25 protein-coding genes are annotated in these 24,735 nt (G+C 67.6%); 4 read left to right on the top strand and 21 right to left on the bottom strand.

The genetic code is table 11. The features are described 5' to 3' along the window. Positions 1-19: 19 nt before the first annotated feature. The 5 genes from can to LIN44_RS00605 all read right to left on the bottom strand — a co-directional run bounded on the left by can (position 20) and on the right by LIN44_RS00605 (position 4,933). A complete protein-coding gene (gene can / locus LIN44_RS00625) occupies positions 20-691 on the bottom strand; it encodes a carbonate dehydratase (RefSeq protein ID WP_012351453.1) in 672 nt (223 codons plus the stop codon). Then, complete coding sequence (aceK, locus tag LIN44_RS00620) at positions 688-2,529, bottom strand: bifunctional isocitrate dehydrogenase kinase/phosphatase (protein WP_227313107.1); 1,842 nt, start codon at positions 2,527-2,529, stop codon at positions 688-690. The genes can and aceK overlap by 4 nt, the downstream gene beginning before the upstream one ends. 121 nt (positions 2,530-2,650) lie before the next feature. After that, entirely contained in the window at positions 2,651-3,832 is a 1,182-nt protein-coding gene (locus LIN44_RS00615; protein ID WP_227313106.1) for an isovaleryl-CoA dehydrogenase, read from the bottom strand. Between the two features lie 61 nt (positions 3,833-3,893). Next, complete coding sequence (locus LIN44_RS00610; RefSeq protein ID WP_227313105.1) at positions 3,894-4,370, bottom strand: PaaI family thioesterase; 477 nt, start codon at positions 4,368-4,370, stop codon at positions 3,894-3,896. Between the two features lie 122 nt (positions 4,371-4,492). Further along, positions 4,493-4,933: a MerR family DNA-binding transcriptional regulator gene (locus tag LIN44_RS00605; RefSeq protein WP_227313104.1), complete on the bottom strand. Its 441-nt coding sequence runs from the start codon at positions 4,931-4,933 to the stop codon at positions 4,493-4,495. A 211-nt stretch (positions 4,934-5,144) separates the two neighbouring features. Between LIN44_RS00605 and LIN44_RS00600 the strand changes: the two genes are divergently transcribed. Then, positions 5,145-6,221 carry an MBL fold metallo-hydrolase gene (locus LIN44_RS00600; protein WP_227313103.1) on the top strand — a complete coding sequence of 359 codons (1,077 nt, stop codon included), beginning with the start codon at positions 5,145-5,147 and terminating at the stop codon, positions 6,219-6,221. Positions 6,222-6,234: 13 nt separating this feature from the next. On the opposite strand, the gene LIN44_RS00595 is transcribed toward LIN44_RS00600, so the two are convergent. The 5 genes from LIN44_RS00595 to argS all read right to left on the bottom strand — a co-directional run bounded on the left by LIN44_RS00595 (position 6,235) and on the right by argS (position 11,520). Continuing rightward, a complete protein-coding gene (locus LIN44_RS00595; RefSeq protein WP_227313102.1) occupies positions 6,235-7,068 on the bottom strand; it encodes a helical backbone metal receptor in 834 nt (277 codons plus the stop codon). Positions 7,069-7,070: 2 nt separating this feature from the next. Beyond that, positions 7,071-7,877 (bottom strand): SDR family oxidoreductase, encoded by an 807-nt coding sequence (locus tag LIN44_RS00590; protein WP_227313101.1) that lies wholly within the window; start codon positions 7,875-7,877, stop codon positions 7,071-7,073. A 243-nt stretch (positions 7,878-8,120) separates the two neighbouring features. After that, positions 8,121-8,756, bottom strand: a complete 636-nt coding sequence (locus LIN44_RS00585; RefSeq protein WP_227313100.1) for a thiol:disulfide interchange protein DsbA/DsbL — start codon at positions 8,754-8,756, stop codon at positions 8,121-8,123. 137 nt (positions 8,757-8,893) lie between these two features. Further along, positions 8,894-9,607: an SPOR domain-containing protein gene (locus tag LIN44_RS00580; RefSeq protein WP_227313099.1), complete on the bottom strand. Its 714-nt coding sequence runs from the start codon at positions 9,605-9,607 to the stop codon at positions 8,894-8,896. A 125-nt stretch (positions 9,608-9,732) separates the two neighbouring features. Next, complete coding sequence (gene argS / locus LIN44_RS00575) at positions 9,733-11,520, bottom strand: arginine--tRNA ligase (RefSeq protein ID WP_227313098.1); 1,788 nt, start codon at positions 11,518-11,520, stop codon at positions 9,733-9,735. 276 nt (positions 11,521-11,796) lie between these two features. Between argS and LIN44_RS00570 the strand changes: the two genes are divergently transcribed. Next, complete coding sequence (locus LIN44_RS00570) at positions 11,797-12,120, top strand: DUF1840 domain-containing protein (RefSeq protein ID WP_227313097.1); 324 nt, start codon at positions 11,797-11,799, stop codon at positions 12,118-12,120. A 195-nt stretch (positions 12,121-12,315) separates the two neighbouring features. Here LIN44_RS00570 and LIN44_RS00565 read toward each other — a convergent pair whose 3' ends face one another. Next, positions 12,316-12,744 carry a DUF883 family protein gene (locus LIN44_RS00565; RefSeq protein ID WP_227313096.1) on the bottom strand — a complete coding sequence of 143 codons (429 nt, stop codon included), beginning with the start codon at positions 12,742-12,744 and terminating at the stop codon, positions 12,316-12,318. Between the two features lie 52 nt (positions 12,745-12,796). After that, positions 12,797-12,964, bottom strand: coding sequence for a DUF1328 domain-containing protein (locus LIN44_RS00560; protein ID WP_010812883.1), 168 nt, complete (start codon positions 12,962-12,964; stop codon positions 12,797-12,799). Between the two features lie 320 nt (positions 12,965-13,284). Here LIN44_RS00560 and LIN44_RS00555 point away from each other — a divergent pair, with 320 nt between their 5' ends. Then, positions 13,285-14,688: a CHASE3 domain-containing protein gene (locus tag LIN44_RS00555; RefSeq protein WP_227313095.1), complete on the top strand. Its 1,404-nt coding sequence runs from the start codon at positions 13,285-13,287 to the stop codon at positions 14,686-14,688. 51 nt (positions 14,689-14,739) lie between these two features. On the opposite strand, the gene LIN44_RS00550 is transcribed toward LIN44_RS00555, so the two are convergent. From LIN44_RS00550 to LIN44_RS00530, 5 genes are all read right to left on the bottom strand, one after another. Continuing rightward, a complete protein-coding gene (locus tag LIN44_RS00550; RefSeq protein WP_227313094.1) occupies positions 14,740-15,147 on the bottom strand; it encodes a response regulator in 408 nt (135 codons plus the stop codon). A gap of 53 nt (positions 15,148-15,200) precedes the next feature. Further along, positions 15,201-15,833: a response regulator transcription factor gene (locus LIN44_RS00545; RefSeq protein ID WP_018006648.1), complete on the bottom strand. Its 633-nt coding sequence runs from the start codon at positions 15,831-15,833 to the stop codon at positions 15,201-15,203. A 307-nt stretch (positions 15,834-16,140) separates the two neighbouring features. Further along, on the bottom strand, positions 16,141-16,602 hold the full coding sequence (locus LIN44_RS00540; RefSeq protein ID WP_227313093.1) for a hypothetical protein: 462 nt from the start codon (positions 16,600-16,602) through the stop codon (positions 16,141-16,143). A gap of 262 nt (positions 16,603-16,864) precedes the next feature. After that, complete coding sequence (gene metH / locus LIN44_RS00535; protein ID WP_227313092.1) at positions 16,865-19,612, bottom strand: methionine synthase; 2,748 nt, start codon at positions 19,610-19,612, stop codon at positions 16,865-16,867. A gap of 18 nt (positions 19,613-19,630) precedes the next feature. Continuing rightward, the gene (locus LIN44_RS00530; RefSeq protein ID WP_227313091.1) at positions 19,631-20,692 is read right to left on the bottom strand and encodes a homocysteine S-methyltransferase family protein; all 1,062 of its coding nucleotides are present in this window, start codon (positions 20,690-20,692) and stop codon (positions 19,631-19,633) included. Positions 20,693-20,903: 211 nt separating this feature from the next. Here LIN44_RS00530 and LIN44_RS00525 point away from each other — a divergent pair, with 211 nt between their 5' ends. Beyond that, positions 20,904-21,296, top strand: coding sequence for a rhodanese-like domain-containing protein (locus LIN44_RS00525; RefSeq protein ID WP_018006652.1), 393 nt, complete (start codon positions 20,904-20,906; stop codon positions 21,294-21,296). A 102-nt stretch (positions 21,297-21,398) separates the two neighbouring features. Here LIN44_RS00525 and LIN44_RS00520 read toward each other — a convergent pair whose 3' ends face one another. The 4 genes from LIN44_RS00520 to LIN44_RS00505 all read right to left on the bottom strand — a co-directional run bounded on the left by LIN44_RS00520 (position 21,399) and on the right by LIN44_RS00505 (position 24,686). After that, on the bottom strand, positions 21,399-21,656 hold the full coding sequence (locus LIN44_RS00520) for a DUF3567 domain-containing protein (RefSeq protein ID WP_012351433.1): 258 nt from the start codon (positions 21,654-21,656) through the stop codon (positions 21,399-21,401). 226 nt (positions 21,657-21,882) lie between these two features. Then, the gene (locus LIN44_RS00515; protein ID WP_227313090.1) at positions 21,883-22,725 is read right to left on the bottom strand and encodes an alpha/beta fold hydrolase; all 843 of its coding nucleotides are present in this window, start codon (positions 22,723-22,725) and stop codon (positions 21,883-21,885) included. A 52-nt stretch (positions 22,726-22,777) separates the two neighbouring features. Further along, positions 22,778-23,794: a DUF3108 domain-containing protein gene (locus LIN44_RS00510; protein WP_227313089.1), complete on the bottom strand. Its 1,017-nt coding sequence runs from the start codon at positions 23,792-23,794 to the stop codon at positions 22,778-22,780. A 58-nt stretch (positions 23,795-23,852) separates the two neighbouring features. Beyond that, the gene (locus LIN44_RS00505; RefSeq protein ID WP_227313088.1) at positions 23,853-24,686 is read right to left on the bottom strand and encodes an IclR family transcriptional regulator; all 834 of its coding nucleotides are present in this window, start codon (positions 24,684-24,686) and stop codon (positions 23,853-23,855) included. Positions 24,687-24,735 lie beyond the last annotated feature (49 nt).

The raw sequence follows: 24,735 nt of genomic DNA, 5'->3' as shown, positions 1-24,735 counted from the left end.
GCGGTGTCAGGCCAATGGGTCAGCGGATCGACGCCTGCGGCGGCTCGCCGTACTGGCGGTAGGCCGCGGCCAGCTGCTCGTGCAGCTCGTCGTTGTTGCTGGCGGCCATGCCGAGGTCGCGCAGCAGGCCGTCGGACACGCCGTAGATCCAGCCGTGCACGGTGATGGCCTGGCCGCGCGCCCAGGCGTCCTGGATCACGGTGGTCTGGCAGACGTTGTTGACCTGCTCGATCACGTTGAGCTCGCACAGCCGGGTGTGGGCGTCCTCCTCGCGCAGGATGGTGCCGAGGTAGGACTCATGCTTGTCGGCGACGTCGCGCACATGGCGCAGCCAGTTGTCGGCCAGGCCGATGCGCTCGCGCTTGAGCGCAACCTTGACCCCGCCGCAGCCGTAGTGGCCCACCACGGTGATATGGCGCACCTTGAGCACTTCCACCGCGAACTGGATCACCGACAGTGCGTTCAGGTCGCTGTGCGCGATCACGTTGGCGATGTTGCGGTGGACGAACACCTCGCCCGGCGCCAGGCCCAGGATCTGGTTGGCCGGGACGCGCGAATCGGAGCAGCCGATCCACAGGTATTCCGGCGCCTGCTGGTTGGCCAGGCGGGTAAAGAAGGCCGGATCTTCCGCATTGACGCGGTCGACCCAGTCGCGGTTGTTGCGGAACAGCTGGGCGATGGCGTCATTCATGCGACTCTCCTTGCAAGGCCGGCAGCGGGCTGTGGGTGGGACGGGTTGACGGACGGCTCGGCGCCGTAGCGGTGAATGAATCGCTCAGAAGCGTGATAGGCAAAGAAGTCATGGACATGTCCGGCCAGCAGCCGGTCCTTGTGGCTCTGCCACATGGCAGGGTCAAAAAAATCCGCATGGTGGCGCAGGAACGCCGCGCGTACGCGCGGATCGCCCAGCAGGAAGGTGCGGAAGGTCTCGGGAAAGATGTCGTGCGGACGCACGGTGTACCAGACTTCGCCCGACATCTCCTCTTCCTCGTTGCGCGGCTGCGGCACGTGGCGGATGTTGCAGTCGGTCAGGTACTCGATCTCGTCGTAGTCGTAGAACACCACGCGCCCATGGCGGGTGACGCCGAAGTTCTTGTACAGCATGTCGCCCGGGAAGATGTTCGCGGCCATCAGTTCCTTGATGGCATTGCCATATTCCAGCACGCCGTGCTCGACCTGTTCGTCCGAACCCTCCTGCAGGTAGATGTTCAGCGGCGTCATGCGGCGCTCGATATAGACGTGGCGCACCACGATCTCTTCGCCGCCATCCCTGGCGCGCTGGTATTCGATCATCGAGGGCGCGTGCTGCTCGAACTCGCGCACCAGCGCCTCGTCGAAGCGCGACAGCGGGAACGCCACGTCGGAGTATTCCAGCGTATCCGCCATGCGGCCGACACGGTCGTGCTGCTTGACCAGCTGGTACTTCGACTTGACCAGCTCGCGCGTGGTTTCCTTGGGCGCCGGGAAAACATCGCGGATCACCTTGAACACGTACGGGTACGACGGCAGCGTGAACACCAGCATCACCAGCCCGCGGATGCCGGGCGCGATGATGAACTGGTCCGACGAATGCTGCAGGTGGTGCAGGAAATCGCGGTAGAACAGGTTCTTGCCCTGCTTCTGCAGACCCAGCGAGGTATAGATCTCCGCGCGCGGCTTGCGCGGCATGATGTCGCGCAGGAAGGTCACGTAGGCCGACGGGATCTCCATGTCGACCATGAAGTAGGAGTGCGTGAACGAGAACAGGATCAGCAGCTGTTCCTTCTTCAGCAGCACGGTGTCGAGCACGAGCTTGCCCGAGGGCCCGTGCAGGATCGGGATCGCCAGCGGGAAGGTGCGGTCGCCGTTGACGATGCGGCCGATGATGAAGGCCGCCTTGTTGCGGAAGAACAGCGACGACAGCGTGTGGATCTGGAAATTCGGCGCGATGCGCAGGTCGCCGAAATGCTCGCCGACGGCGCGCACCACGTAGCCGATGTCGCGCGGCAGGTCCTCGAACGGGCGCTCGAGCTGGAAGTTGTGGACGATGCGCTCGAAGCACGCCGCCATGCCCTCGCGGCTGCCCGGGTAGTAGGCACGGAAGGTCGGGCGCGTGGGCGATTCCTCGTTCTCGATGTACTCGGTCGAGATCGCCGGGCGCACGAAGATGAAATCGTTGTTGAAGTACGAGCGGTGCAGGATGCGCGTGCACACCGAGTTGAAGAAGGTCTCGGCCAGCTCGGGCTGGTGGTGGTTGGTCAGCAGCCCGATGTAGTGCAGCTTGATCTGCTGCCAGATCTCGTCGTCGATGTTCTCGGCGTCGTACTCGTCTTCCAGGATCACGCTGGACTCGCGCACGCGCTCGTTGTAGAACGCGATGCGGTCGCGCTGGATCTGCTGCAGCCCGTGCCAGTCGCCGGCCTCGAACTTCAGCTTGGCCTGGTGGCTGACGTCGCGGAACAGGCGGTAGTGCTTGTCGAACCCGTCGAGCATCGTTCTCGCCACATCGTAGGCAATCTGCGAGGAGAGCAGTTTGGGGAAGTGGGACATGGGGTCGACGGGAACGGCTGCGTGACGGTCTTGCGACGGGTACTGTGATTGTAAATGGGTTCCGGGCCAGGGCCCGGATGTCCGGGGACGCCGGAGGTGATTCCGGCGCCCCCGCGCACCCTTACATCGTTTCCGCGAACAGCTCGCGGCCGATCAGCATGCGGCGGATCTCCGAGGTGCCGGCGCCGATCTCGTACAGCTTGGCATCGCGCCACAGGCGGCCGGCGGGGTACTCGTTGATATAGCCGTTGCCGCCCAGGATCTGCACGGTCTCGCCCGCCATCCAGGTGGCCTTCTCCGCCGTGTACAGGATCACCGCGGCGCAGTCCTTGCGCACCTGGCGCACGTGGTCGCTGCCGAGCGCATCCAGGTTCTTGCCGACCGTGTACAGGTAGCTGCGCGCCGCCTGCAGCGTGGTGTACATGTCGGCCACCTTGCCCTGGATCAGCTGGAATTCGCCGATGCTCTGGCCGAACTGCTTGCGGTCGTGGATGTACGGCGTGACCACGTCCATGCAGGCCTGCATGATGCCGACCGGGCCGCCGGACAGCACCGCGCGCTCATAGTCCAGGCCGCTCATCAGCACTTTGGCGCCGCCGTTCTCGGCGCCCAGGATGTTTTCCACCGGCACTTCCACGTCCTCGAACACCAGCTCGCCGGTGTGCGAGCCGCGCATGCCGAGCTTGTCCAGCTTCTGCGCTACCGAGAAGCCCTTCATGCCCTTCTCGACGATGAACGCGGTCATGCCGCGCGCACCCAGCTCGGGCTCGGTCTTGGCATAGACCACCAGCACGTCGCAGTCCGGGCCGTTGGTGATCCACATCTTGGTGCCGTTGAGCACGTAGCGGTCGCCCTTCAGTTGCGCGCGCAGCTTCATGCTGACCACGTCGGAGCCGGCGTTGGGCTCGCTCATCGCTAGCGCGCCGATCCATTCGCCCGACACCAGCTTGGGCAGGTACTTTGCCTTCTGCGCGGCGGTGCCGTTGCGGTGGATCTGGTTCACGCACAGGTTGGAATGCGCGCCGTAGGACAGGCCGACCGAGGCCGAGGCGCGGCTGATTTCTTCCATCGCGATCATATGGGCGAGGTAGCCCATGTTGGCGCCGCCGTATTCCTCGGCCACGGTGATGCCGAGCACGCCGAGGTCGCCCATCTTCTTCCACGCGTCCATCGGGAACTGGTCGGTGCGGTCGATCTCGGCCGCGCGCGGGGCCAGTTCGGCCTGGGCCCAGTCGCGCACGGAATTGCGCAGCATCTCGATGTCTTCGCCCAGATCGAATTTCAGGCCTGGCAGTTCAGTCATGGTGGTCTCCTGTAGGAATCGGTGTGTGGCGGGTTGGTCCGGGGTTGCCGGATCGATCGGTTCAGACGTGGCCCAGTGTCTTGACCACGCACAGCGTCATCAGCATGGTCGCCACCGGCTTGCGGCGGCCGTCCTGCTCGACGTAGACATCGCCCTGCGCCACGATCAGCGTGCGCCCGGGCTTGAGCACCCGCCCCACCGCCACCAGGCGTTCGCCCTGGGCCGGGGACAGCAGGTTGATCTTGTACTCGGCGGTCAGCCCCGCCTCCTCTTCGCCGACCAGCGTCAGCGCGGCATAGCCGCAGGCGCTGTCGGCCAGCGCGCCGACCACGCCGCCGTGGAAAAAGCCGTGCTGCTGCGTCACGCCGTCGGACCACGGCATCGCCAGCTCCACCTCGCCGCGCTGCACGCGCGCCAGCTCGGCGCCGAAGGTGCGCATCAGTCCCTGGCGCGAGAAGCTGGTGGCAATGGCGTCGGCCCGCGCGGCGGACAGCGGTTCCGGTTCGGCGGGCACGGCACGGTCGGTGGAGGCGGTCATGTCAGGGTTCCGGTTGGGGGCCTGGTTGGATGGACAGCGCGCGGCGGGCACTGTCCGGCTATTCTATTTACGTTTACGTAAACGTCAATCCCGGATCGCACCAAGGCGTGCGCAAGCGCCGCTCACGCGGCATGGGTCTGGTCCGGCGCATCGCCGCCGCTCTGCGCCGCCAGCAGCGCCTTGCACTGGCGCTCGTGCTGGTCGATCTCGGCGAGCTGCGCCTGCAGGTCTTCCATCTGCCGCTCGAGCGTGCGCCGGTGTGCCGCGAGTGCGTGCAGGAAGCGGTCCAGTTGCGGGGCGGTGTCGCGCGGAGATTCGTAAAGATCAAGGATCTCGCGGATCTCGTTGAGAGTAAGCCCCAACCTTTTACCGCGCAGCGTCAGCTTCAGCCGGGTCCGCTCGCGGCCGTTGTAGACGCGCTTGCGCCCGCCCGGCCCCGCCCGCTCGGGCGACAGCAAGCCCTGGTCCTCATAGAAGCGGATGGCCCGGGGCGTGACGTCGAACTCACGTGCGAGGTCGGTAATGGTGTAGGTGGCGGAAGTCGCCGCTGGCGTCGCTGACATGGCCTGACCAAAGAAAGTGAACGGTCGTTCGTTGCGAAATCAAGTTTTCGCTTAAGATGGAAACGATCCCGTATGGTTGACGTTTACGTTAGCGTCAACCAGATCGGCTGGCAACCGGTGCTTGCACGCTCCCGCGCACGATCCGGGGACGTGCCGGCAGAACGAGAAAGCCCGCGCCCCGCCGCCAGGCTTCGACCCCACGAGACTCCTCATGAACGCACTCGAACACCAGCTCCAATATCCGTTCGGCGAGACCATGCCCGCGCCCGGCGCCCGGCAGGAGGTCGCCCCGGGCGTCTTCTGGCTCCGCATGCCACTGCCGTTCGCGCTCGACCACATCAACCTGTGGCTGCTGCGCGACCGCCTGGACGGACGCGACGGCTGGACCATCATCGACTGCGGCATCACCAACGATGTCATCAAGGGCCACTGGGAAACGATCTTCGCCAACGAGCTGGAAGGCTTGCCGGTGGTGCGGGTGCTGGTCACGCACAGCCATCCGGACCATGTCGGGCTGGCGCACTGGCTGTGCCGGCGCTTCGACGTGCGGCTGTGGATGAGCCTGGGCGACTACATGAGCGCGCGCGTGATGGGCAGCGGCACCGGGGCCGGGTCGAGCGCCGGCGGCGACGCCGCTGCCGCGCATTTCGCGCTGCACGGGCTGACCGATCCCGACAGCCAGGAAAAGCTGCGCGCGCGCAAGACCTACTATCCGTCGCTGGTGCCCGACCTGCCGGCCCAGTACCGCCGCCTGATGGAAGGCGACACGGTGCGCATCGGCACCGACGCGGCGACCTCCGGCTGGCGCGTGATCACCGGCTTCGGCCATTCGCCCGAGCACGTGGCGCTGTATAACGCCGCCACCAATGTGCTGGTCTCCGGCGACATGGTGCTGCCGCGCATCTCGACCAATGTCAGCGTGTTCGACATGGAGCCCGAGGGCAATTCGCTGCAGCTCTACCTGGATTCGCTCGGCAAGTACGAGCCGCTGCCGCAGGACGTGCTGATCCTGCCTTCGCACGGCCGCCCCTTCCGCAACCTGCATACCCGCATCATGCAGCTGCGCGAGCACCATGCCGACCGCCTCGCCGAAACGCTGGAGGCGTGCCGCGCAAAACCCTGCAGCGCGTACGACATCGTCAGCGTGATCTTCAAGCGCCAGTTCGACATCCACCAGATGACCTTCGCCATGGGCGAGTCGCTGGCCCACCTGCACTGCCTGTGGCACCGCGGCGAGCTGGTGCGCGAAACCGGCGACGACGGCGTGATCCGCTTCCGCGCCGCCTGATCTTCCCGGAGCCTCAGTTGGCGGCCGCCAGCGCCGCCAGGTAGCGCACCCCGTCGACGGCGCGGCTGCCGTACCACGACAGCATCTCGCCGTCGACCAGCAGCACCGGCTTGCCGAGCTGGCGCTCGAGCGCGTCGGCGTGGTCTTCGGTAAAGCGGTAGGGCTCGGTCGACAGCAGCACCAGGTCGAGCTCGCGCACCAGCGCGTCGCTCCAGCGGAAGGTGGGATAGCGCTCGCCGGGCGCGTTGGGACGGCTGCAGTCGCCGCCCGCGCAAGCCTGCACGGAATCCGTGCCGCCAGGCCAGGTCTGCCAGTTGGCCAGCGCCAGCATGCGGCTGATATAGGTGTCGCGCGACACCGTCATCCACGGGTCCTGCCAGATCGCGTACAGCACGCGCCGCGCCGGCCACGGCCGCATGCGGATCGCATCCAGTTGCGCCTGCAGCGCCGCGCACAGTGCCTCGGCCTCGGCATGGCAGCCGAAGATGCCGCCCAGCAGCCGGTACAGCCCGAGGTTGTCCTCGGGCGCGCACGGATGGGTGACGATCACGTTGGGCACGAAGCCGCGGATCTGGTCCACGGTCTCGCGCCGGTTCTCGTCGATATTGACCACCACATGCGTGGGCGCCAGCGCGCGCAGCCGCGCCACGTTGACGTCCTTGGTGCCGCCCACCTTGGGCACCGCGCGCACCGCCGGTTCCGGGTGGATGCAGAAGCCGGTGCGCGCCACCATCTGCCGCGCCAGCCCGAGCGCGAACAGCAGTTCGGTCACCGACGGCACCAGCGAGGCGATCCTCACCACGCCGGTGGCAGCGGCATGCTGCTGGCCGATGGCATCGGTCCACATGGTCAGGGCTCCCCCTGGCTTTCGCCACGCCGCGGCTTGCGCGGCGCGCCCGCGGCGAGCGCGTCGTACAGCCAGCGCGGCATCACGTGCAGCAGCGCCGCCACCACGCCCATCGGCCACGGGATCACGCGGAAGCGCCGCCCCGCCGCGATCACGCGCACGGCCTTGCGCGCGAACACGTCGGCATCGGTCAGGAACGGCATGCGGTACGGGTTGTGCGCGGTCATCGGCGTGCGGATATAGCCGGGCGCGATCGTGACCACGCGGATGCCGTGCCGGCGCTGCTCCAGCCGGAGGCTTTCCAGCAGCTTGATCACCGCCGACTTGGAAGCGCTGTAGGCGCCGGCGCCCGGCAGCCCGCGCACGCCGGCGACGCTGGCAATGCCCACCAGCGTGCCGCGCCGGCCGAAATGCCCGGGCTCGCGCGCCTGCATCGCGTGCAGGAAGGGCTGGAAGGTGGTGAGCACGCCGAACCAGTTGGTGTCCATGACCTGGCGGAACGCGTCCAGGTCCTCGCGCTCGCTGGCGACGGTGCCGACCGAGACCCCGGCATTGGCGATCACCACATCCGGGCAGCCGAACTGGCCGACAAAGTCTTCCGCGGCGCGCGCCATCGCCTCGGCATCGCGCACATCGGCCCCATAGACGCGCACCGCGCCCGGATTGGGCAGCGTCGCCACGAACGCGCGCAACGCGTCCTCGCGCCGCGCCACCAGGCCGAGGATCGCACCCTGCGCGGCATACTCGCGCGCGAGCGCCTGGCCCAGGCCGCTGGAGGCACCGGTGAGGAAGACTTTGAGGGGGCGCATAAACGCGAAGGCGGTTGGAAATAAAAAACGGCTGGTACAGGATACCAGCCGTTTGGCTTGCCACAGGTCTTTGCCCCCCTGCCTGGGTACTCCCTCTCCCGCTCGCGGGAGAGGGTTGGGGTGAGGGCGGGAATATCGACGAAGTACAGCGTCGACGAAGTACAGCGCGTCGGTATGCCGGCGCCTGCCCTCACCCCCTGCCCCTCTCCCGCAAGCGGGAGAGGGGAGCAAACCCTCAGCCAATCAAAGCTTCTTCGCCTTGACCTGCTCCACCAGATAATCCATGGTCTGCACGGCAGTCTGCTTGTTGCCGGCAATCGACGGCGAGGTCACGTACTTGCCCTGCACCACCACGGTCGGCACGCCGTCGATCTTGTAGGCGTCGGCGATCTTGTTGGCGCGCTGCGAATTGGTCGTCACCGTGAACGAGTTGTACGCGTCCAGGAAGGCCTTGCGGTCGACGCCGTTCTTGGCCATGAAATCGGCGATCTCGTTGGTGTCGGTCAGGCGCTTGCGGTCGACGTGGATGGCGCTGAAGACCTTGTTGTGCATGGCGTCGAGCTTGCCGATGGCTTCCAGCGCGTAGAAGATCTTGGTGTGCGGCAGCAGGTCGTCGCGGAAGGCGACCGGCACGCGCTTGAACACCACATTGCCGCCCTGCTTCTTGACCCAGGCTTCCAGGTCCGGCTCGAACTCGTAGCAGTGCGGGCAGCCATACCAGAAGAACTCGGTCACCTCGATCTTGCCCGCCGGGACCGGCTGGGGTGTCTTCAGGACCTGGTACTCCTTGCCTTCGGTGGGTGCCGCCTGCGACGGGGCGGACATCAGCAGGCCGCCCACGGCGGCGAACATGGCGAACAGTGCGGCGAGTTTTTTCATATCAGAACGGCCTTGCGGTTTGGACGATGAGCGTATGACAGCGGCGGCGGCACCCGGTTCATCGGCGCGCCCGCCGCTGCTGGCAGGAACCTGTTGCTGCGGTGTTGCGGCGGTTACCGGGTATTAAGCGGTGCCGCCTACTGCTTGGTAAAGCGGATCACCGAGGCCTCGAAACCGGACGACTGCAGCCGGTCGCGTGCCTTGTTCATGTCTTCGATGCGGTTGTACGGCCCCAGGCGCACCCGGTACATCTTGACCCCATTGACGTCACGCTCGGTGATGCGGGCCTCGAAGCCCTGCATCGCCAGGTTGGCCTTCTGGCGGTCGGCGTCGTCCGACGAGCGGAACGCGCCCACCTGCAGCAGGTAGCCCACCTTGTGCGCGTCGGCCTGGGCGATCTCGGCGATCGGGTCGGATACCGGCTTTTCGGCCGGCTTGGCGGCGAGCGGCTTGTCAGCCGGTTTTTCCACGGGTTTTTCCAGCGGCCGCTCCACCGGCTTCTCCGCCGGGCGGGTCGCCACCGGCGGCTGGCCGTTCTGCTTGGGCTCGGGCTCGGGCGCCTGGCCCACCGGCTTGGCCGGGGTCTTGCTCCACAGCGGCTTGTTCGGGTCGCTCGGACCCTCGTCGGCGCGCTGGGCCGGGGCCGGCAGCTGGCTGGTGACGTTGCCGGGCTCGCTCGGCCGCGGGGCGTGCTTCTGCTGGAACGGCGTCGGCGACTTGGTGATGTACAGGGCGACCACCACGGCGATGGCCAGCCCGACGATCAGCCCGAGCACCAGGCCCAGGAACGTACCGCCACGCTGCTGGCTGCGGCGGACATTGCGCGACTCGCGCTTGCGTTGCTGTTGCATGAAGTCCTCTTCGGTGATGCCGGGATTATAGAGCCAGTGCCGCCCGCGGCCGCACCGGATCGTCCCCGGGGCCGCTGGCCCCGTTGCGTCGCCTGGCGGCCCGTGCCGGGCGCGCCGGCGGCTGCTTACATGCGGCGCGGGGCGGACACGCCGATCACCGCCAGGCCGTTGCGCAGCACCTGGCGCGTGGCAGCCAGCAGCGCCAGGCGGGCGCGCTTGACGGCTTCGTCGTCGACCAGCACGCGGTCGGCGTTGTAGAAGGCGTGGAAGTCGCCGGCCAGGTCGCGCAGGTAGAAGGCCACCGCGTGCGGCGCCAGTTCGGCCGCGGCGGCGGCCAGCATGTCCGGGAACTCGGCCAGGCGACGGCCCAGCGCCAGCGCCTGGGCGCTGGCTTCGGCGCCGGTCACGGCGGACAGGTCGGCGCCGGCCAGCTCGGCCAGCCGGGCTTCCCAGTCCGCGCCGCCCCACGACTCGAAGATCGAGCAGATGCGGGCGTGGGCGTACTGGACGTAGTACACCGGGTTCTCGTCGTTCTGCTTGAGCGCCAGGTCGACATCGAACACGAACTCGGTATCGGCCTTGCGCGACAGCAGGAAGAAGCGCACCGCGTCGCGGCCGCGGGTGAAGTGCGCAGGCCAGTCGGCCACGCCGCCTTCCAGGCAGCCGCGAATGGTTTCGTCACCACCGTTGGACCATTCGATCAGGTCGCGCACGGTGACGTAGGAACCGGCGCGCTTGGAGATCTTGACCTCCTCGCCGTTCTTCATCACGGTCACCATCTTGTGCAGCACGTAGTCGGGATAGCCTTGCGGGATGCCGATGTCCAGGCCCTGCAGGCCGGCGCGCACGCGCGCGATGGTGCCGTGGTGGTCGCTGCCCTGCACGTTGATGACCTTGGTGAAGCCGCGCTCCCACTTGGTGGTGTGGTAGGCCACGTCCGGCACGAAGTAGGTATAGGTGCCGTCGCTCTTCTTCATCACGCGGTCCTTGTCGTCGCCGTCGTCGGTGGTGCGCAGCCACAGCGCGCCCTCGCTCTCGTAGGTCTTGCCCTTGCCGATCAGCGACTGCACCGCGGCGTCGACGCGGCCGTCGCTGTACAGCGACGACTCCAGGTAGTAGCGGTCGAACTTGACGCCGAAGGCCTGCAGGTCGATGTCCTGCTCGTTGCGCAGGTAGGTCACGGCGAACTTGCGGATCGAGTCGATGTCGTCGACATTGCCGGACGCGGTCACCGGCTCGCCGTCGGAGGCGCTGACGGTCTTGCCGGCGAGGAAATCGGCGGCAATATCGGCGATGTAGTCGCCGTTGTAGGCGGCCTCGGGCCAGCTGGCATCGCCCGGCTTGAGGCCGCGCGCGCGCGCCTGCACCGACAGCGCCAGGGTCTGGATCTGCACGCCGGCATCGTTGTAGTAGAACTCGCGGTGGACGTGCCAGCCCTGCCACGACAGCAGGTTGGCGAGCGCGTCGCCCAGCGCCGCCTGGCGGCCGTGGCCGACGTGCAGCGGACCGGTCGGGTTGGCCGAGACGAATTCCACCAGCACCTGGCCCTGCACGCCGCGCTCCTGCGCGCCGTAGTGGTCGCCCTCGTTCAGCACCGCGCGCAGCACCTCGGCCTTGGCCGCCGGCGTCAGGCGCAGGTTGATGAAGCCGGGGCCGGCGATCTCCATGGCCGCGACCAGCCCTTGCGCGCGGGCATCGGCCTCGACCGCGGCGACGATGCGCTGCGCCAGCTCGCGCGGATTGCTCTTGAGCGCGCGCGCAACCTGCATCGCGACATTGCAGGCGAGGTCGCCATGGGCGGCCACCTTGGGCCGCTCGAAGGTGACGGCGGGCAAGGTGGCATCGGCCGGAGCGAGCGCGCGCACGGCATCGGTGAACGCGGCGGCAAGATTGGAGGTCTGAACAGGCAGCATGGATGTCGGAAGCCCTGTGGGCTGGTTCAGGCGCGGTCCACTGCGGGCCGCGCCGGTGCCACGAACACGGCAAGTGACGGCGAATCAACGCCGCGCCGCGTGACAGGCATGGGAATCGGGAACGCGCAATTTTATCAGGTGCTATGCTGACATCATGCGCAAGGCGGCCACGGACCACAATCGGCTCCGGCGGCCGTACCAGACCGTGCCCGAACCGGCGCGGCATCCCGCCCCCGGGGACGCCGCCCACCGTTCTCCGAGAAAGGAAAAACCATCATGCTGATCACCTTCAAATCCCACGCCGCGCAGGACCTGATCATGATGAAGGATCTGGCCGTGACGCTCCTGGGCATCATCGGCAAGCATCTCGGGGAACGGGGGGTGATCACCGTCGAAGAACTGCCGCACGCGATCCACAGGCTCGAAGCCGCCGTGGCCGATGCGCGCCGCGCCCATCCGGCCGACACGGCGATCGAGGCCCGGCCCGATGCCGAGGAAGAAGAGGAAGAACCGCTGCACCTGGGACAGCGGGCCTATCCGTTCCTCGACATGCTGCGCGCCTCGCAGCGCGAAGGGGCCAATGTGCTGTGGGGTGTCTGAGCGCTGCCGGCGCGCGCCCGCGCTGGGCGCTCAGCGCCGTTTCGCTTGCGGATAAAAAAACACCCGGCACCACCACTGGCGGCCGGGCTTCCGGACGAGGGTTCCGGAAAGGGGGGAATTCCGGCGCAGCCCCGCTGAAGGGGCGGGTCTGCGCATCAGGGCTTGTCAGCCAGGTTGTCGGCTAAACCGCTTGGGCTATTCCTCATCGGCGTGATGCCGGCCGTTGGCCAGCAGCAGCCCGATCACCGCGCCGACGGCGGCGGCGATCGCCACTGCCTTCAGCGGGGATTCGGCCACGCGGTGCTGGGCCTGCACCACCGCGCCGTCGACGCGCTCGCGGGCGCGCATCATGCCGTCAGCGGTCTGCGCGCGCAGCCGGTGCGCCATCTCGCTGGCGCGTTCACGCAGGCGGTGGCCGGCCTGCAGACTCTCGGCCGAGCCCTCGCGCGCCAGCACCTGGATGGTGTGCTCGAGCTGCGAGATCAACGACTTGACTTCGCTGGACACCGGCGCCGCGGCCTCGCGCGTATCGCGGGCGGCATGCTTGATATGGCGGATCGCACTGTCGGCACTGTCGGACAGGTGGTTCAGTTCCTTCCGGACTTTAGGGTTCTGCGTCAGCATACGGTCTCCTCAGGGTCAGTCGGTCGAGGGGTGACGCCGGCTTGCGCCGGCTTCATCGTCCCCTGCGCACGAGGCCCATTACCGCGGCGACCAGCGCCACGACCAGGAAGATGAAGAACAGGATCTTGGCGATTTCCACGGCACCGGCGGCGATGCCGCCAAAGCCGAAAATCGCGGCGATCAGGGCGATGACGAAAAATACGAGTGCATATTGCAGCATGGCTAGGCTCCCGAAAATTCGGACCAGGCCAGGCGCCCTGGCTGGGCCCATGTGAGGCTTGCGCCGAGGGGTGCAAGCTCATAGCCTCATCGTAGAAAGCCACGCTTCGTGCCAATACCGACAGGCAGCCGATTCCGCTGTCAGCCAAGTCCTACAACGCCTGCCGCGGCCGGCGCCGCGCGCGCGACAGGGCTGCGGTGCTCGCACCAGGCGCGCCCCGGAAGCCGGCTCCGGGTTGACCCATGGCGGTCGATGTGATTCCATGGGCGCTCCCTTGGCGCCGCGGCGGGCGAGCGCGCCTTCACGATAGGAATTGCCCCATGTTCAAGCAGTCATTTCTCCCTCACACGCTGTTGCTCGCGGGCGGCATCCTGCTGACGCTGGCGGTGCTGGTGGCGTCGGAAACCGGCAATATCCGCCTGCGCGAAAGCTATACCGACGTGATCCGCTCGCAGCGCCTGCAGACCGAGCTGGCCGCGCTCAACGGCGAGCTGGTCAATGCCGAGGCCGGCCAGCGCGGCTTCCTGCTGACCGGCAAGGAAAGCTACCTGGAGCCGTACTACAAGGCGCTGCCCCGCATCGCCGAACTGATGGCGCAGATCCGCGCGGGCTACGCCAATGACCCGGAAGGCCTGAAGCAGTTCGGCGACACCTCCAAGCTGGTCAACAGCAAGCTCAACGAGATGGCGCTGACGCTGGTGTACGGCAAGCGCGACCTCGAAGTGGCGCTGGACCTGATCCGCACCGACTACGGCAAGCAGACCATGGACAACGCGCGCCGCGGGCTCGACCAGCTGCAGGCGCGCGAGGCCGGCGCGGTCTCGCACCGGCTCGAGGGCGCCGAGAACGACGTGCAGCTGTCGCGCTACGGCATCGGCCTGCTCACGGCGATCAACATCATCCTGCTGATGGCGGTCGGCATCGGCCACGCCAAGCGGCTGGCCATGGCCGAGGCGGTGCGCACCCAGCTGGAAGAGGAAAGCGTGCGGCTGGACCGCAAGGTGCGCGCGCGCACGCGCCAGCTGTCGGCGCTGGCCGGCCACCTGCAGCGCGTGACCGAAGACGAGAAGACCCGGCTCGCGCGCGAACTGCATGACGAACTCGGCGCGATCCTGACCGCGATCAAGCTGGACCTGCACTGGGTGCGCCGCAAGATACAGGCCGACCAGCCGGTCGCGGCCGAGCGCCTGACGCGCGTGATGCTGCACGTGGACCAGGGCATCCAGATCAAGCGCCGCCTGATCGAAGACCTGCGCCCCACCGTGCTGCTCAACCTGGGCCTGCGCGCCGCGGTGTCCCAGCTGGTCGAGGAAGTGGGCGCGCGCAACAACTGGCAAACCCAGGTCAGCGTGCCCGAAGACCTGCCCGCGCTGCGCGACGAAGCCGCGATCGCGCTGTACCGCATCGTGCAGGAATCGCTGACCAATGCCAGCAAGTATTCCGAGGCCAGGCATGTCGAGGTCGCGCTGGCCTGCCAGGGCGAGCTGCTCACGCTGACCGTGCGCGACGACGGCAAGGGACTGCCGCCGGACTTCGATGCCGGCAGCACGGCCGGCCACCACGGACTGCTGGGGATGGAGCAGCGCGTCACCGCGCTGGGCGGCAGCATGCAGATCGATTCGTCACCGGATGCCGGGGTACGGATCCGGATCGAGGTGCCGCTGACCGCCTCGGTGCTGGCGCCGGCCGAAGAGCCGGAGAGCGCGGAGCCGGCACGCGCCTGAACACGCTGAAGGCGCTGTAATGCGCTGAACGCCCTGGATGCCCCGGGCGCTTCAGGGCTGCGGCGCGGCGTGTTCCTCGATCACGCGGAACACCTGCTCCAGCTCCAGCGACTTGTCGAAAAAGTAGTCGGCACCCGCCTCGGCACACTGGCGCCGGTACATCTCGAGCTGGGCATGGTTGGTGTAGACGATGCGCACGGTGCCGTTGTTGGCGCGCTGCATGGCACGCAGCACATTGATGCCGTTGCCCTGGCGCAGCTGCAGATCGACGATGGCGACGTCGTAGCGGCCGGCGGCAAGCAGGCGCAGGGCCATGGCTTCGGTATCGGCCCAGTCGACGTTCTCGACGAACGGGAAATCCTTCAGGTATTCAAGCAGCATGCCGCGCAGGACCGCCGAATCTTCAATCAGCAGCACGTTAAGCGCCCGGTAGGAAGTGTTCGAATCCTGCTCCGACATATTGTGTATTGCGGTCCCTTCCGGGGCGGCCCGCGCGGGCCGCAATTGAACTGCTATTCCACCAGGCCGTTCTTGATCGCGTAGTAGGTCAGGTCGGCGTTGGTCTTCATGCCCATTTTCTCCAGGATGCGCGACCGGTAGGTGCTGACGGTCTTGACGCTGAGGAACAGCTCGTCGGCAATCACCGACACCGACTGCCCGCGCGACAGCTTGCAGAAGATCTGGAACTCGCGCTCGGACAGCATCTGGTGCACCGGCTGCTCGGTCGGCTTGTCGAGCCCGCCGATCAGCAGGTCGGCCACGGTGGCGCTGACGTAGCGGCGGCCCTGCGCCACCGTGCGGATCGCCTTGACCAGGTCGTCCGGCGCGCTTTCCTTGGTCAGGTAGCCGGAGGCGCCGGCACGGATCAGGTTGATCGCGTACTGGTCTTCCGGATACGTCGACAGGATCAGCACCGGCAGGTCGGGCTTGCGTTGCCGGATCAGCTTGAGCACGTCGATGCCGTTGCGGTCCGGCATCGAGATGTCCAGCACCAGCACGTCGAATTCGGCATCGCGCAGCTGCGCCATAACTTCATCGCCACTGCCGGCCTCGCCGGTCACCTGGATATCGGGCTCTTCGGAAATGAACTGACGCAGCCCGGCACGCACAATCTCGTGGTCGTCGGCGATCAGGACGCGGATCATGTGAGGCTCCACGGGTTTATCGGACCGGCACTTCGGCCCGGTGCACGGCGGGTGCAGGCGGAACCGCTTGCGATGTTGTCATTGTAGTGCCGCGCGCGGGCGCGGGCTGTCGGTGTCAGGCTGACAATGCGGCGTGGCGGCAAGGCCGGCCGCGGTGCGGTGGCGGCCGCCCAAAAGCAAAGCGGGACGGATCAGATCCGTCCCGCTTTGCTGCGGCGCGTCAGGCCCGTGCGCTTCCCTGGAGGGAGCCCGGCGCGGCCGCCACCGGCAGAGGCTGTGGCTAGTCCTGCAAGCGACTACCGGGTGCTTACTGGGCCTTGGCGCCGGCTTCCGCCCCTGCGCTCACGCCCACGCTGGCGTCGGCCTTCGACTTCTTGGTCGACTTGGCGGCGTGCTTGCCGTGCTTGGCCTTGCTGCCGGCATCTGCCTTGGCCGCGCCGGTCGCGTCGGCGGCGGTGCCTACGCCCTTGTCGACGGCGGCGCCCGCGGTCGACAGGCCCTTGTCAGCCGCCGTGCCCGCTGCCGACAGGCCCTTGTCGGTCGCCGCGCCGGCGGTCGACAAGCCCTTCTCGGCCGCACCCGCGGCACCGGTTGCGGCGCTGCCGACGGCGTTCAGGCCACCCTGCGCCGCCGCAGCGGGCGCGGGCGTGGTCACCGAGGCACCGACATCGGCCTTGGCGCCGACGGCGCCGCCGGTGCCCTGGGCCATGGCCAGCGAGGAAGCCGCGGCGATCGACAGTGCGGACAGGGAGAGCAGCAGTTTCTTCATGGACAGACTCCTTTCAGGATGCCCCACGGCGAAACATTCGCCGCGGTGATCACGCTGGTGATTGCGTGTATCGAGCCCTCAGTCTAGGGAGCCGGACTGCGCCGGTCTGTGAGCAGTTGAAAGGCACTGTAAGGAGTTGTGAAGCGGACCGCGCGCCACCCCGGCGGCGCCGGGGTGGCCGCGCGCTGCGCTTTTCCTGCCGCATCAACGGGCTGGCGGCGGCGCACCGCCGCCGCCGCTGCCGCGCGGGCGTCGCACCCGGTTACAGGTTGGGTGCGAGCGCGCGCGCCAGCGTGGCGCGGTCTTCGTGGCGGCGTGCCGCCATGTCGTCGAGCTGGTCCTGGCCGATCTTGCCGATGGTGAAGTAGGTCGACGCGGGATGCGCCAGGTAGAAGCCGCTGACCGAGGCCGCCGGCGTCATCGCCAGCGACTCGGTAATGCCCATGCCGATCTCGGCCGCGTCGAGGTATTCGAACATCGGACCCTTGACGGTGTGCTCGGGACAGGCCGGATAGCCGGGCGCGGGACGGATGCCGCGGTATTTCTCGGCGATCAGCTCGTCGTTGCTCAGCGCCTCGGCGGCGTCATAGCCCCACAGGTCCTTGCGCACGCGCTCGTGCAGGCATTCGGCGAAACCCTCGGCCAGGCGATCGGCCAATGCCTTGAGCATGATCGCGCTGTAGTCGTCGTGGTCGGCCTCGAACTGCGCCTCCTTCTTGTCGACGCCCAGGCCCGCGGTGACGGCGAACATGCCCACGTAGTCGGCAATGCCGCTGTCCTTGGGCGCGACAAAGTCCGCGAGGCAGCGGTTGGGCCGGCGCACGCCGTCGACCACCGGGCGCTCGCTCTGCTGGCGCAGGTTGTGCCAGGTCAGCGCGACCTTGGTCCGGCTTTCGTCGGTATAGATCTCGATATCGTCGTCGTTGACGGTGTTGGCCGGCAGCAGCGCGATCACGCCGTTGGCGCTGAGCCAGCGGCCCTGGATCAGGCGCGACAGCATGGCCTTGCCGTCGGAGAACACCTTGCGTGCCGACTCCCCCACGATCTCGTCGTTGAGGATGTCGGGGAATTTGCCGGCGAGGTCCCAGGTCTGGAAGAACGGGCCCCAGTCGATATAGTTGGCCAGCTCCGCCAGGTCGTAGTTGCGGAACACGCGGCGGCCGATGAACTTGGGCTTCGGCGGCACGTAGGCGCTCCAGTCGATCGGCGTCTTGTTGGCGCGCGCCTGCGCCAGCGTCACCATCGGCGTCGCCTTCTTGTTGGCGTGCTGGGTGCGGATGCGCTCGTAGTCGGATTTCAGTTCGTCCAGGTACTTCGCCGCGCCCTCGTCCGACAGCAGGCTCGACGCCACGCTGACCGAGCGCGACGCGTCCGGCACGTACACCACCGGCCCCTCGTAGTTGGGCGCGATCTTGACCGCGGTATGGACGCGCGAGGTGGTGGCGCCGCCGATCAGCAGCGGGATCTTCTTCACGCGGAAGTAGTCGTCACGCTGCATTTCCGACGCGACGTAGGCCATTTCTTCCAGCGACGGCGTGATCAGTCCCGACAGCCCGACGATATCCGCGCCCTCGACCTTGGCACGGGCCAAAATCTCGTTGCACGGGACCATCACCCCCATGTTGACCACTTCGAAGTTATTGCACTGGAGCACCACCGAGACGATGTTCTTGCCAATGTCGTGCACGTCGCCCTTGACCGTGGCGATCACGATCTTGCCGCGCGCCTTGACGTCGCCGCCGGCCTCGGCCAGCAGGCGCTTCTCTTCCTCGATGAAGGGCAGCAGGTGCGCCACCGCCTGCTTCATCACGCGCGCGCTCTTGACCACCTGCGGCAGGAACATCTTGCCGGCACCAAACAGGTCGCCGACGATGTTCATGCCGTCCATCAGCGGGCCCTCGATCACCTCGATCGGGCGGCCGCCGCGCGCGGCCACCTGCTGGCGCACTTCCTCGGTGTCCTCGACGATGAAGGTGGTGATGCCATGCACCAGCGCATGCGCCAGGCGCTCGGCCACCGGCACCGGCTGCTCGGGCGTGCCGCGCCAGGCCAGGTTTTCTTCCTTCTTCGCGCCGCCGCCCTTGTAGCGGTCGGCGATTTCCAGCAGGCGGTCGGTCGAATCCTCGCGGCGGTTCAGCACCACGTCTTCGACACGCTCGCGCAGCTCGGGATCGAGCTGGTCATACACGCCGAGCTGGCCGGCGTTGACGATGCCCATGTCCATGCCGGCGCCGATCGCGTGGTACAGGAACACGGTGTGGATCGCCTCGCGCACCACGTCGTTGCCGCGGAACGAGAACGACACGTTCGATACGCCGCCGCTGACCTTGGCATACGGCAGGTTCTGCTTGATCCAGCGCGTGGCCTCGATGAAGTCCACGGCGTAGTTGTTGTGTTCCTCGATGCCGGTCGCGACCGCGAAGATGTTCGGGTCGAAGATGATGTCTTCCGGCGGGAAGCCCACTTCATTGACCAGGATGTCGTAGCTGCGCTGGCAGATCTCGGTCTTGCGCGCGAAGGTGTCGGCCTGCCCCTGCTCGTCGAAGGCCATCACCACGGTGGCGGCGCCGTAGCGGCGGATCAGCTCGGCATGGTGGCGGAACTGTTCCTCCCCTTCCTTCAGCGAGATCGAGTTGACCACCGGCTTGCCCTGCACGCACTGCAGGCCGGCCTCGATCACCTCCCACTTGGACGAATCCAGCATGATCGGCACGCGCGCGATATCCGGCTCGGACGCGATCAGGTTCAGGAAGCGCACCATCGCGGCCTTCGAATCCAGCATGGCCTCGTCCATGTTGATGTCGATGATCTGCGCGCCGTTCTCGACCTGCTGGCGCGCCACCGCCAGCGCCTCGTCGAACTGGCCGTTCAGGATCATGCGCGCGAAGGCCTTGGAGCCGGTCACGTTGGTGCGCTCGCCGACGTTGACGAACAGCGTGTCGTCGTCGATGGTGAAGGGCTCGAGGCCGGACAGGCGCATCGGGCGCGGGGGCAGTTGGTTGTCGCTCATGTTGTCGTGCTCTCGGGCTCAGGCGGCGTCGCGGTACTGGCCGGGCCAGCTGCGGGGTTTCTTGTCGGCCACGCGCTGGGCGATGGCGGCGATATGCTCGGGCGTGGTGCCGCAGCAGCCGCCCACCAGGTTCACCAGCCCGGACGCGGCGAACTCTTCGACCAGCGCCGAGGTGACCTCGGGGGTTTCGTCGAAGCCCGTGTCGCTCATCGGGTTGGGCAGGCCCGCGTTGGGGTAGCACGACACCGCGGCGTCGCAGATCTTGGCCAGCTCGGCGATATACGGCCGCATCAGCGTCGCGCCGAGCGCGCAGTTCAGGCCGAAGGTGACCGGGCGCGCATGGCGCAGGCTGTTCCAGAACGCCTCGACGGTCTGCCCCGACAGGATCCGGCCCGAGGCATCGGTGACGGTGCCTGAGATCATCACCGGCACGCGCTCGCCGGTGTCCTCGAACAGCTGGTCGATGGCGAACAGCGCGGCCTTGGCGTTGAGCGTATCGAAGATGGTCTCGACCAGGAACACGTCGGCGCCGCCTTCGAGCAGGCCCTTGCCTTGTTCGTAGTACGACTCGCGCAGTTCCTCGAAGGTGACGTTGCGCGCGCCGGGATCGTTCACGTCGGGCGAGATGCTGGCGGTCTTGGGCGTGGGGCCGAAGGCGCCGGCGACGAAGCGCGGCTTGTCGGGCGTGCTGTACTTGTCGCAGGCGGCGCGCGCCAGGCGCGCGGCCTCGACGTTCATCTCGTACGCCAGCGCGGCCATCTTGTAGTCTTCCTGCGCCACGCGGGTGGCGCCGAAGGTATTGGTCTCGATCAGGTCGGCGCCGGCGGCGAGGTATTGCTCGTGGATCTCGCTGATGACCTGCGGGCGCGTCAGCAGCAGCAGTTCGTTGTTGCCCTTCACGTCCACCTTGTGCTCGGCGAAGCGCGTGCCGCGGTAGTCGGCCTCGCTCAGCTTGTAGCGCTGGATCATGGTGCCCATGGCGCCATCCAGGATCAGGATGCGTTCTTGCAGCAGCCGGGGCAGCTCGGCAGCCCGGGTGTAGGGGCGCGGTGCGGCCGCGCGGGATTCAGGGGCACTCATGGCGGGGAACTCTGGAAAGGCGGGGCCGGCGGAGCTTCGACGGTAGGCCGCGGTGGCCGATGGCGGCCAAAGAGGTGCGATTTTATCAGGTGTATCAAGGCCTTGCGGCCGCCGTCGGTTGCCTGCCGGACGCTCCGGCGCCTACACTGAGAGACGTAAACATCACCGTCCGCGTCACCGTCCGCCGGCCTGCGCCGCGTTCTCTCCGACCATGCAACACCTATCCCCGACCGACGCCCACGCCTTGCTGGCGCAATCGCCCGAGACGCTGTTCATCGACTGCCGCAGCGAGATGGAATACCTGTTCGTCGGCCATCCCAAGGGCGCGCACAACGTGCCCTGGAACGACGGCCCCGACTGGGAGGTCAACCCGCATTTCGTGCAGATGGTGAAGAAGCTCGCCGGGCAGGCGTCGGCGCGGCCGGTGCTGCTGATCTGCCGCAGCGGCAACCGCTCGTCGGCCGCGGCACGTGCGCTCGAGGGGGCAGGGTTCTCCAATGTCCGCTTTGTGCTGCACGGCTTCGAGGGGGACCTCGATGCGGAGCGCCACCGCAATACGCTCAACGGATGGCGCCACGACGGGCTGCCCTGGGAGCAGTACTAAAACCGCGCTGAGCGGCAAAAAAACAAAAGCCCGCCGAAGCGGGCTGGGTCCTCTCGCGATACCGGGCGGGCGGCGGCTCGGACGCCGGCCCGGCGTGGCCGCTCAGTGCATCACCAGCGGATGCGTCATCACGTTGTCGAACTTGCCGAGGAAGTCATCGACTTCCTCCACCGACGGCTCGCTTTCGATCAGCCGCTTGACGTCGGCGCGGAAGCTCTCGGCGAGCTGGCCGCCGAGGAAAATCTCGCGCTTCAGGTTCTTGTCGACGATTTCGTAGCCGCCGAATTCAAGCGGCGCTTGCTCGACATCCGCACCGAACTCGACGATGCAGTAGTTGTCGCTGTTGTAGATCATTTGCATGGCACACCTCCTGGGCGTCATGGATGGGCGGCTCGCCCTTGTGGTTCTTGCCTCAGTTGTTGCCATGAGGGGGCGCCGCGGCTTTACCTCCAAACTTGGGGTGACCGGCGGGAAATCAAGTTATTGCGTGCCTGTCACCACATTGCCACGATTTTCTGCCTTACATGAATTGGGCATCGGCCAATGCAACAAGTTTCTTGAGCCTGGAACATCAGTGTGTTGCTTGTCACGGAACGTCGCACTGGCCCCCACATGCGGCGCTTCCCAGGAAGGCGTCCAGCGCGGCGTGGAAGCGTTCCGGCTGCTCCACGTGCACCAGGTGCGCCGCTTGCGGCACCACCTCGAGCCTGGACCCGGGAATCGCCGCGGCAATGCTTTGCGCCATCGCCACGGTAGCGCCCTGGTCCTGCTCGCCCGCTACTACCAGCGTAGGACAATGAATGCGGGAAAGCGCGCCGGCCAGGTCAAAAGCCATGATGGCCTCGGCCACCCCCACGTATCCACGTACCTGGGTGGCCACAAACATGTCGCGAATACGCAACACCTGGTCCGGATGCGCCGCATGGAAGGCCGGCGTCAGCCAGCGGCCGAGGGTGGCGTCGGCCAGGCCCGCCATGCCATGGGCCTCGGCCTGGCCGATGCGGTTGTGCCACATCGGGTGGGCTTCCATCGGCGTCTGGCTGTTGGTCGCCACCAGCGTCAGCGACAGCAGCCGCTCCGGATGGCGCAGCCCCATGCTCTGCCCGATCATCCCGCCCACCGAGATGCCGCAGAAATGCGCCTGCGGAATCTCCAGCGCGTCCATCACGGCGACCACGTCGTCGGCCAGCCGCGTCATGGTGTAGGGGCCGAGCGGGGCATCGCTGGCGCCGTGGCCGCGCAGGTCCGGGCGCACCACGCGATAGCGGCCGGCCAGGTGCGCGGCGGTGATGTCCCACAGGGTATGGTCGGCCGCCAGGGCGTGGGTCAGGATCACCCAGGGCCCGTCGGCCCCGTCCAGGCGCACGTGCAGGTCGGCGCCGTCGGCGTGGATGCGGCGGGTTTCGGTGGGCGGCGTGGCAACGGTCATGGCGTGGACTCCTTTCGGTCAAGCCTGCATGGAACTGCGCAACCCGGCGGCGCTACGGTCCTTCCCTGCCGCGGTACACCAGGTCGATCTGGGTGCCGTCGGGCTCGGTCTGGCGCAACCGCACCGGCATCCAGCCCAGCGCCTGCGCCAGCCAGACTTCGACGCGGCGCCTGTCGTTGGCGCGGCGGGGCAGCCGCACAAAGTGCTTGGCACGCACCACGCCCTGGCCGGTGTCGATGTCGACCTCTCCAACATACTGCACTTGCATGGGTTCGACATCCCGGGTGTCGGCCACCTGGAACGATTCGGTCACACCGGGCGTGACATAGCGCTGCGGATTGCCGCGCACCAGCCCCACCAGTTGCAGGAAGACGCTGAAGCGGTCCTGCGCCCCGGGCGGGAACGGCGCCTGCGCGCCCGAGGCGAAGGTTACGGTGCCCGCGGCGGTGTCGATGCGCGAGGCTTCGACCTTGTTGCGGCGGCGCTCTTCGTAGCGTTCCGGCAACAGCCCCTGCTCGGACAGCGCGCCGCTGCTCTGGAAGGCGAAGCGGAACCACAGCACGCGGGTCTCGACCGCGAGGCGGTAGCGGCTGCCGTCCTGCTCCCAGCGGATCAGGCCATCCGGGTTCTGCACGCCATTGACGAAGCTGGCGTAATGCATGGTCGCCGACGCGGGCGCGCTGTAGCGCACGCCGTTGACCCCGCCCTGCGGCCCGCCGGAAGGCGCCGGCGCGGCGGCGGCGGCGGGACCGGCCGCACTGCCTTCGCCGCCGCTGCCGGCGGCCATCTCGGCAGCACCCTGCGGGCTGGTGGCGAGCGGCGGCGCCGGCTCGGCAGCGGGGGCAGGGGCGGGCACTTCCGGCTCGGGCGGCGGCGGCGCGGGCTTGGGCTGCGGCCGCGGCGCGCGCGCGATCTGCCGTGGCTTGGGCGGGGCCGGCGGGGCCGGCGGCGGCAGCAGCACCGCTTCCAGCGTGGGAGTGTTGCTGACATCGACCGGGATCAGCGGCCCCGGCATGCGCACCAGGCCCACCACCGCCAGCAGGTGGACCAGCAGCACCAGCGCAATCACAAATATCCAGCGGCGCCGGCGCCAGACGCGGGGATCCGCGCCCGGACGGGCGTCAGGTTTAGGCGGGGCCGGTTTGTCCGGCCGGGGCGGCGGCACCAAGGTAGCCGAGTTCCGATGAGAGCTGTTGGGCGATGGCGCGTACGCGCCGGTCCATCGTACCGCCCCATTCTGCATCGAATATGCTTTGCGCGCCCAGCACGATCAGCCCCATGGCGAGATGGCCATTGGCGTCGAACACCGGCATCGAGAACGCATTGATGCCCGGCAGCACGCCGCCGAGCGTGCGCGCGGCGCCATGTGCGCGCACCTCGGCGCAGATCGCGTCGTACTCGGCCAGCGTGCGCGGCATGTCCGGCACGCCGTCGTGGCCGCGCGCGCCCAGCTCGCGCTCGATCAGCGGCAGTGTCTGCTTGCGCGGCAGGTAGGCGCCGTAGAGCCGGCCGGTGGCCGAGTTCAGCATCGGCATCACGTCGCCCAGCCGCAGGCTGACGGTAACCGGATGGCTGGACTCCTCCCAGTGCACCACGGTGGGACCGTGGTTGCCCCACACGGCGATGCCGGCGGTCAGGTCGAGCTCGTCGCGCAGCTGCGACAGGATCGGGCGCGCCTTCTTGACCGGGTCGAGGCGGTTCAGCCCAGCCAGCCCCAGTTGCAGCGCGAACGGCCCCAGGTCATAGCGCCCGCTGACGGGATCCTGCGCCACCGCCCCCAGCCGCATGAAGCTGACCAGGTAGCGGTGGGCCTTGGCCGGATTCATGCCGGCGGCGGCGGCCAGGTCGCGCAGCATCATCGCGCGCGGCGATGCCGCCAGCGCCTGCAGCAGCTTGAAGCCCACCTCGATGGACTGGATGCCGGAACGCAGCTTGGCGTCTTCTTCTTCGATCTCTGACATGCGGGTGGCAGGCGGCTCTTGCTGGCTGGGGAAGGGAAAAATCCTAGGT

The sequence above is a fragment of the Cupriavidus sp. MP-37 genome (assembly GCF_020618415.1).
GTDB lineage: Bacteria > Pseudomonadota > Gammaproteobacteria > Burkholderiales > Burkholderiaceae > Cupriavidus.
This window is presented reverse-complemented; position numbering and strand designations above follow the sequence as displayed.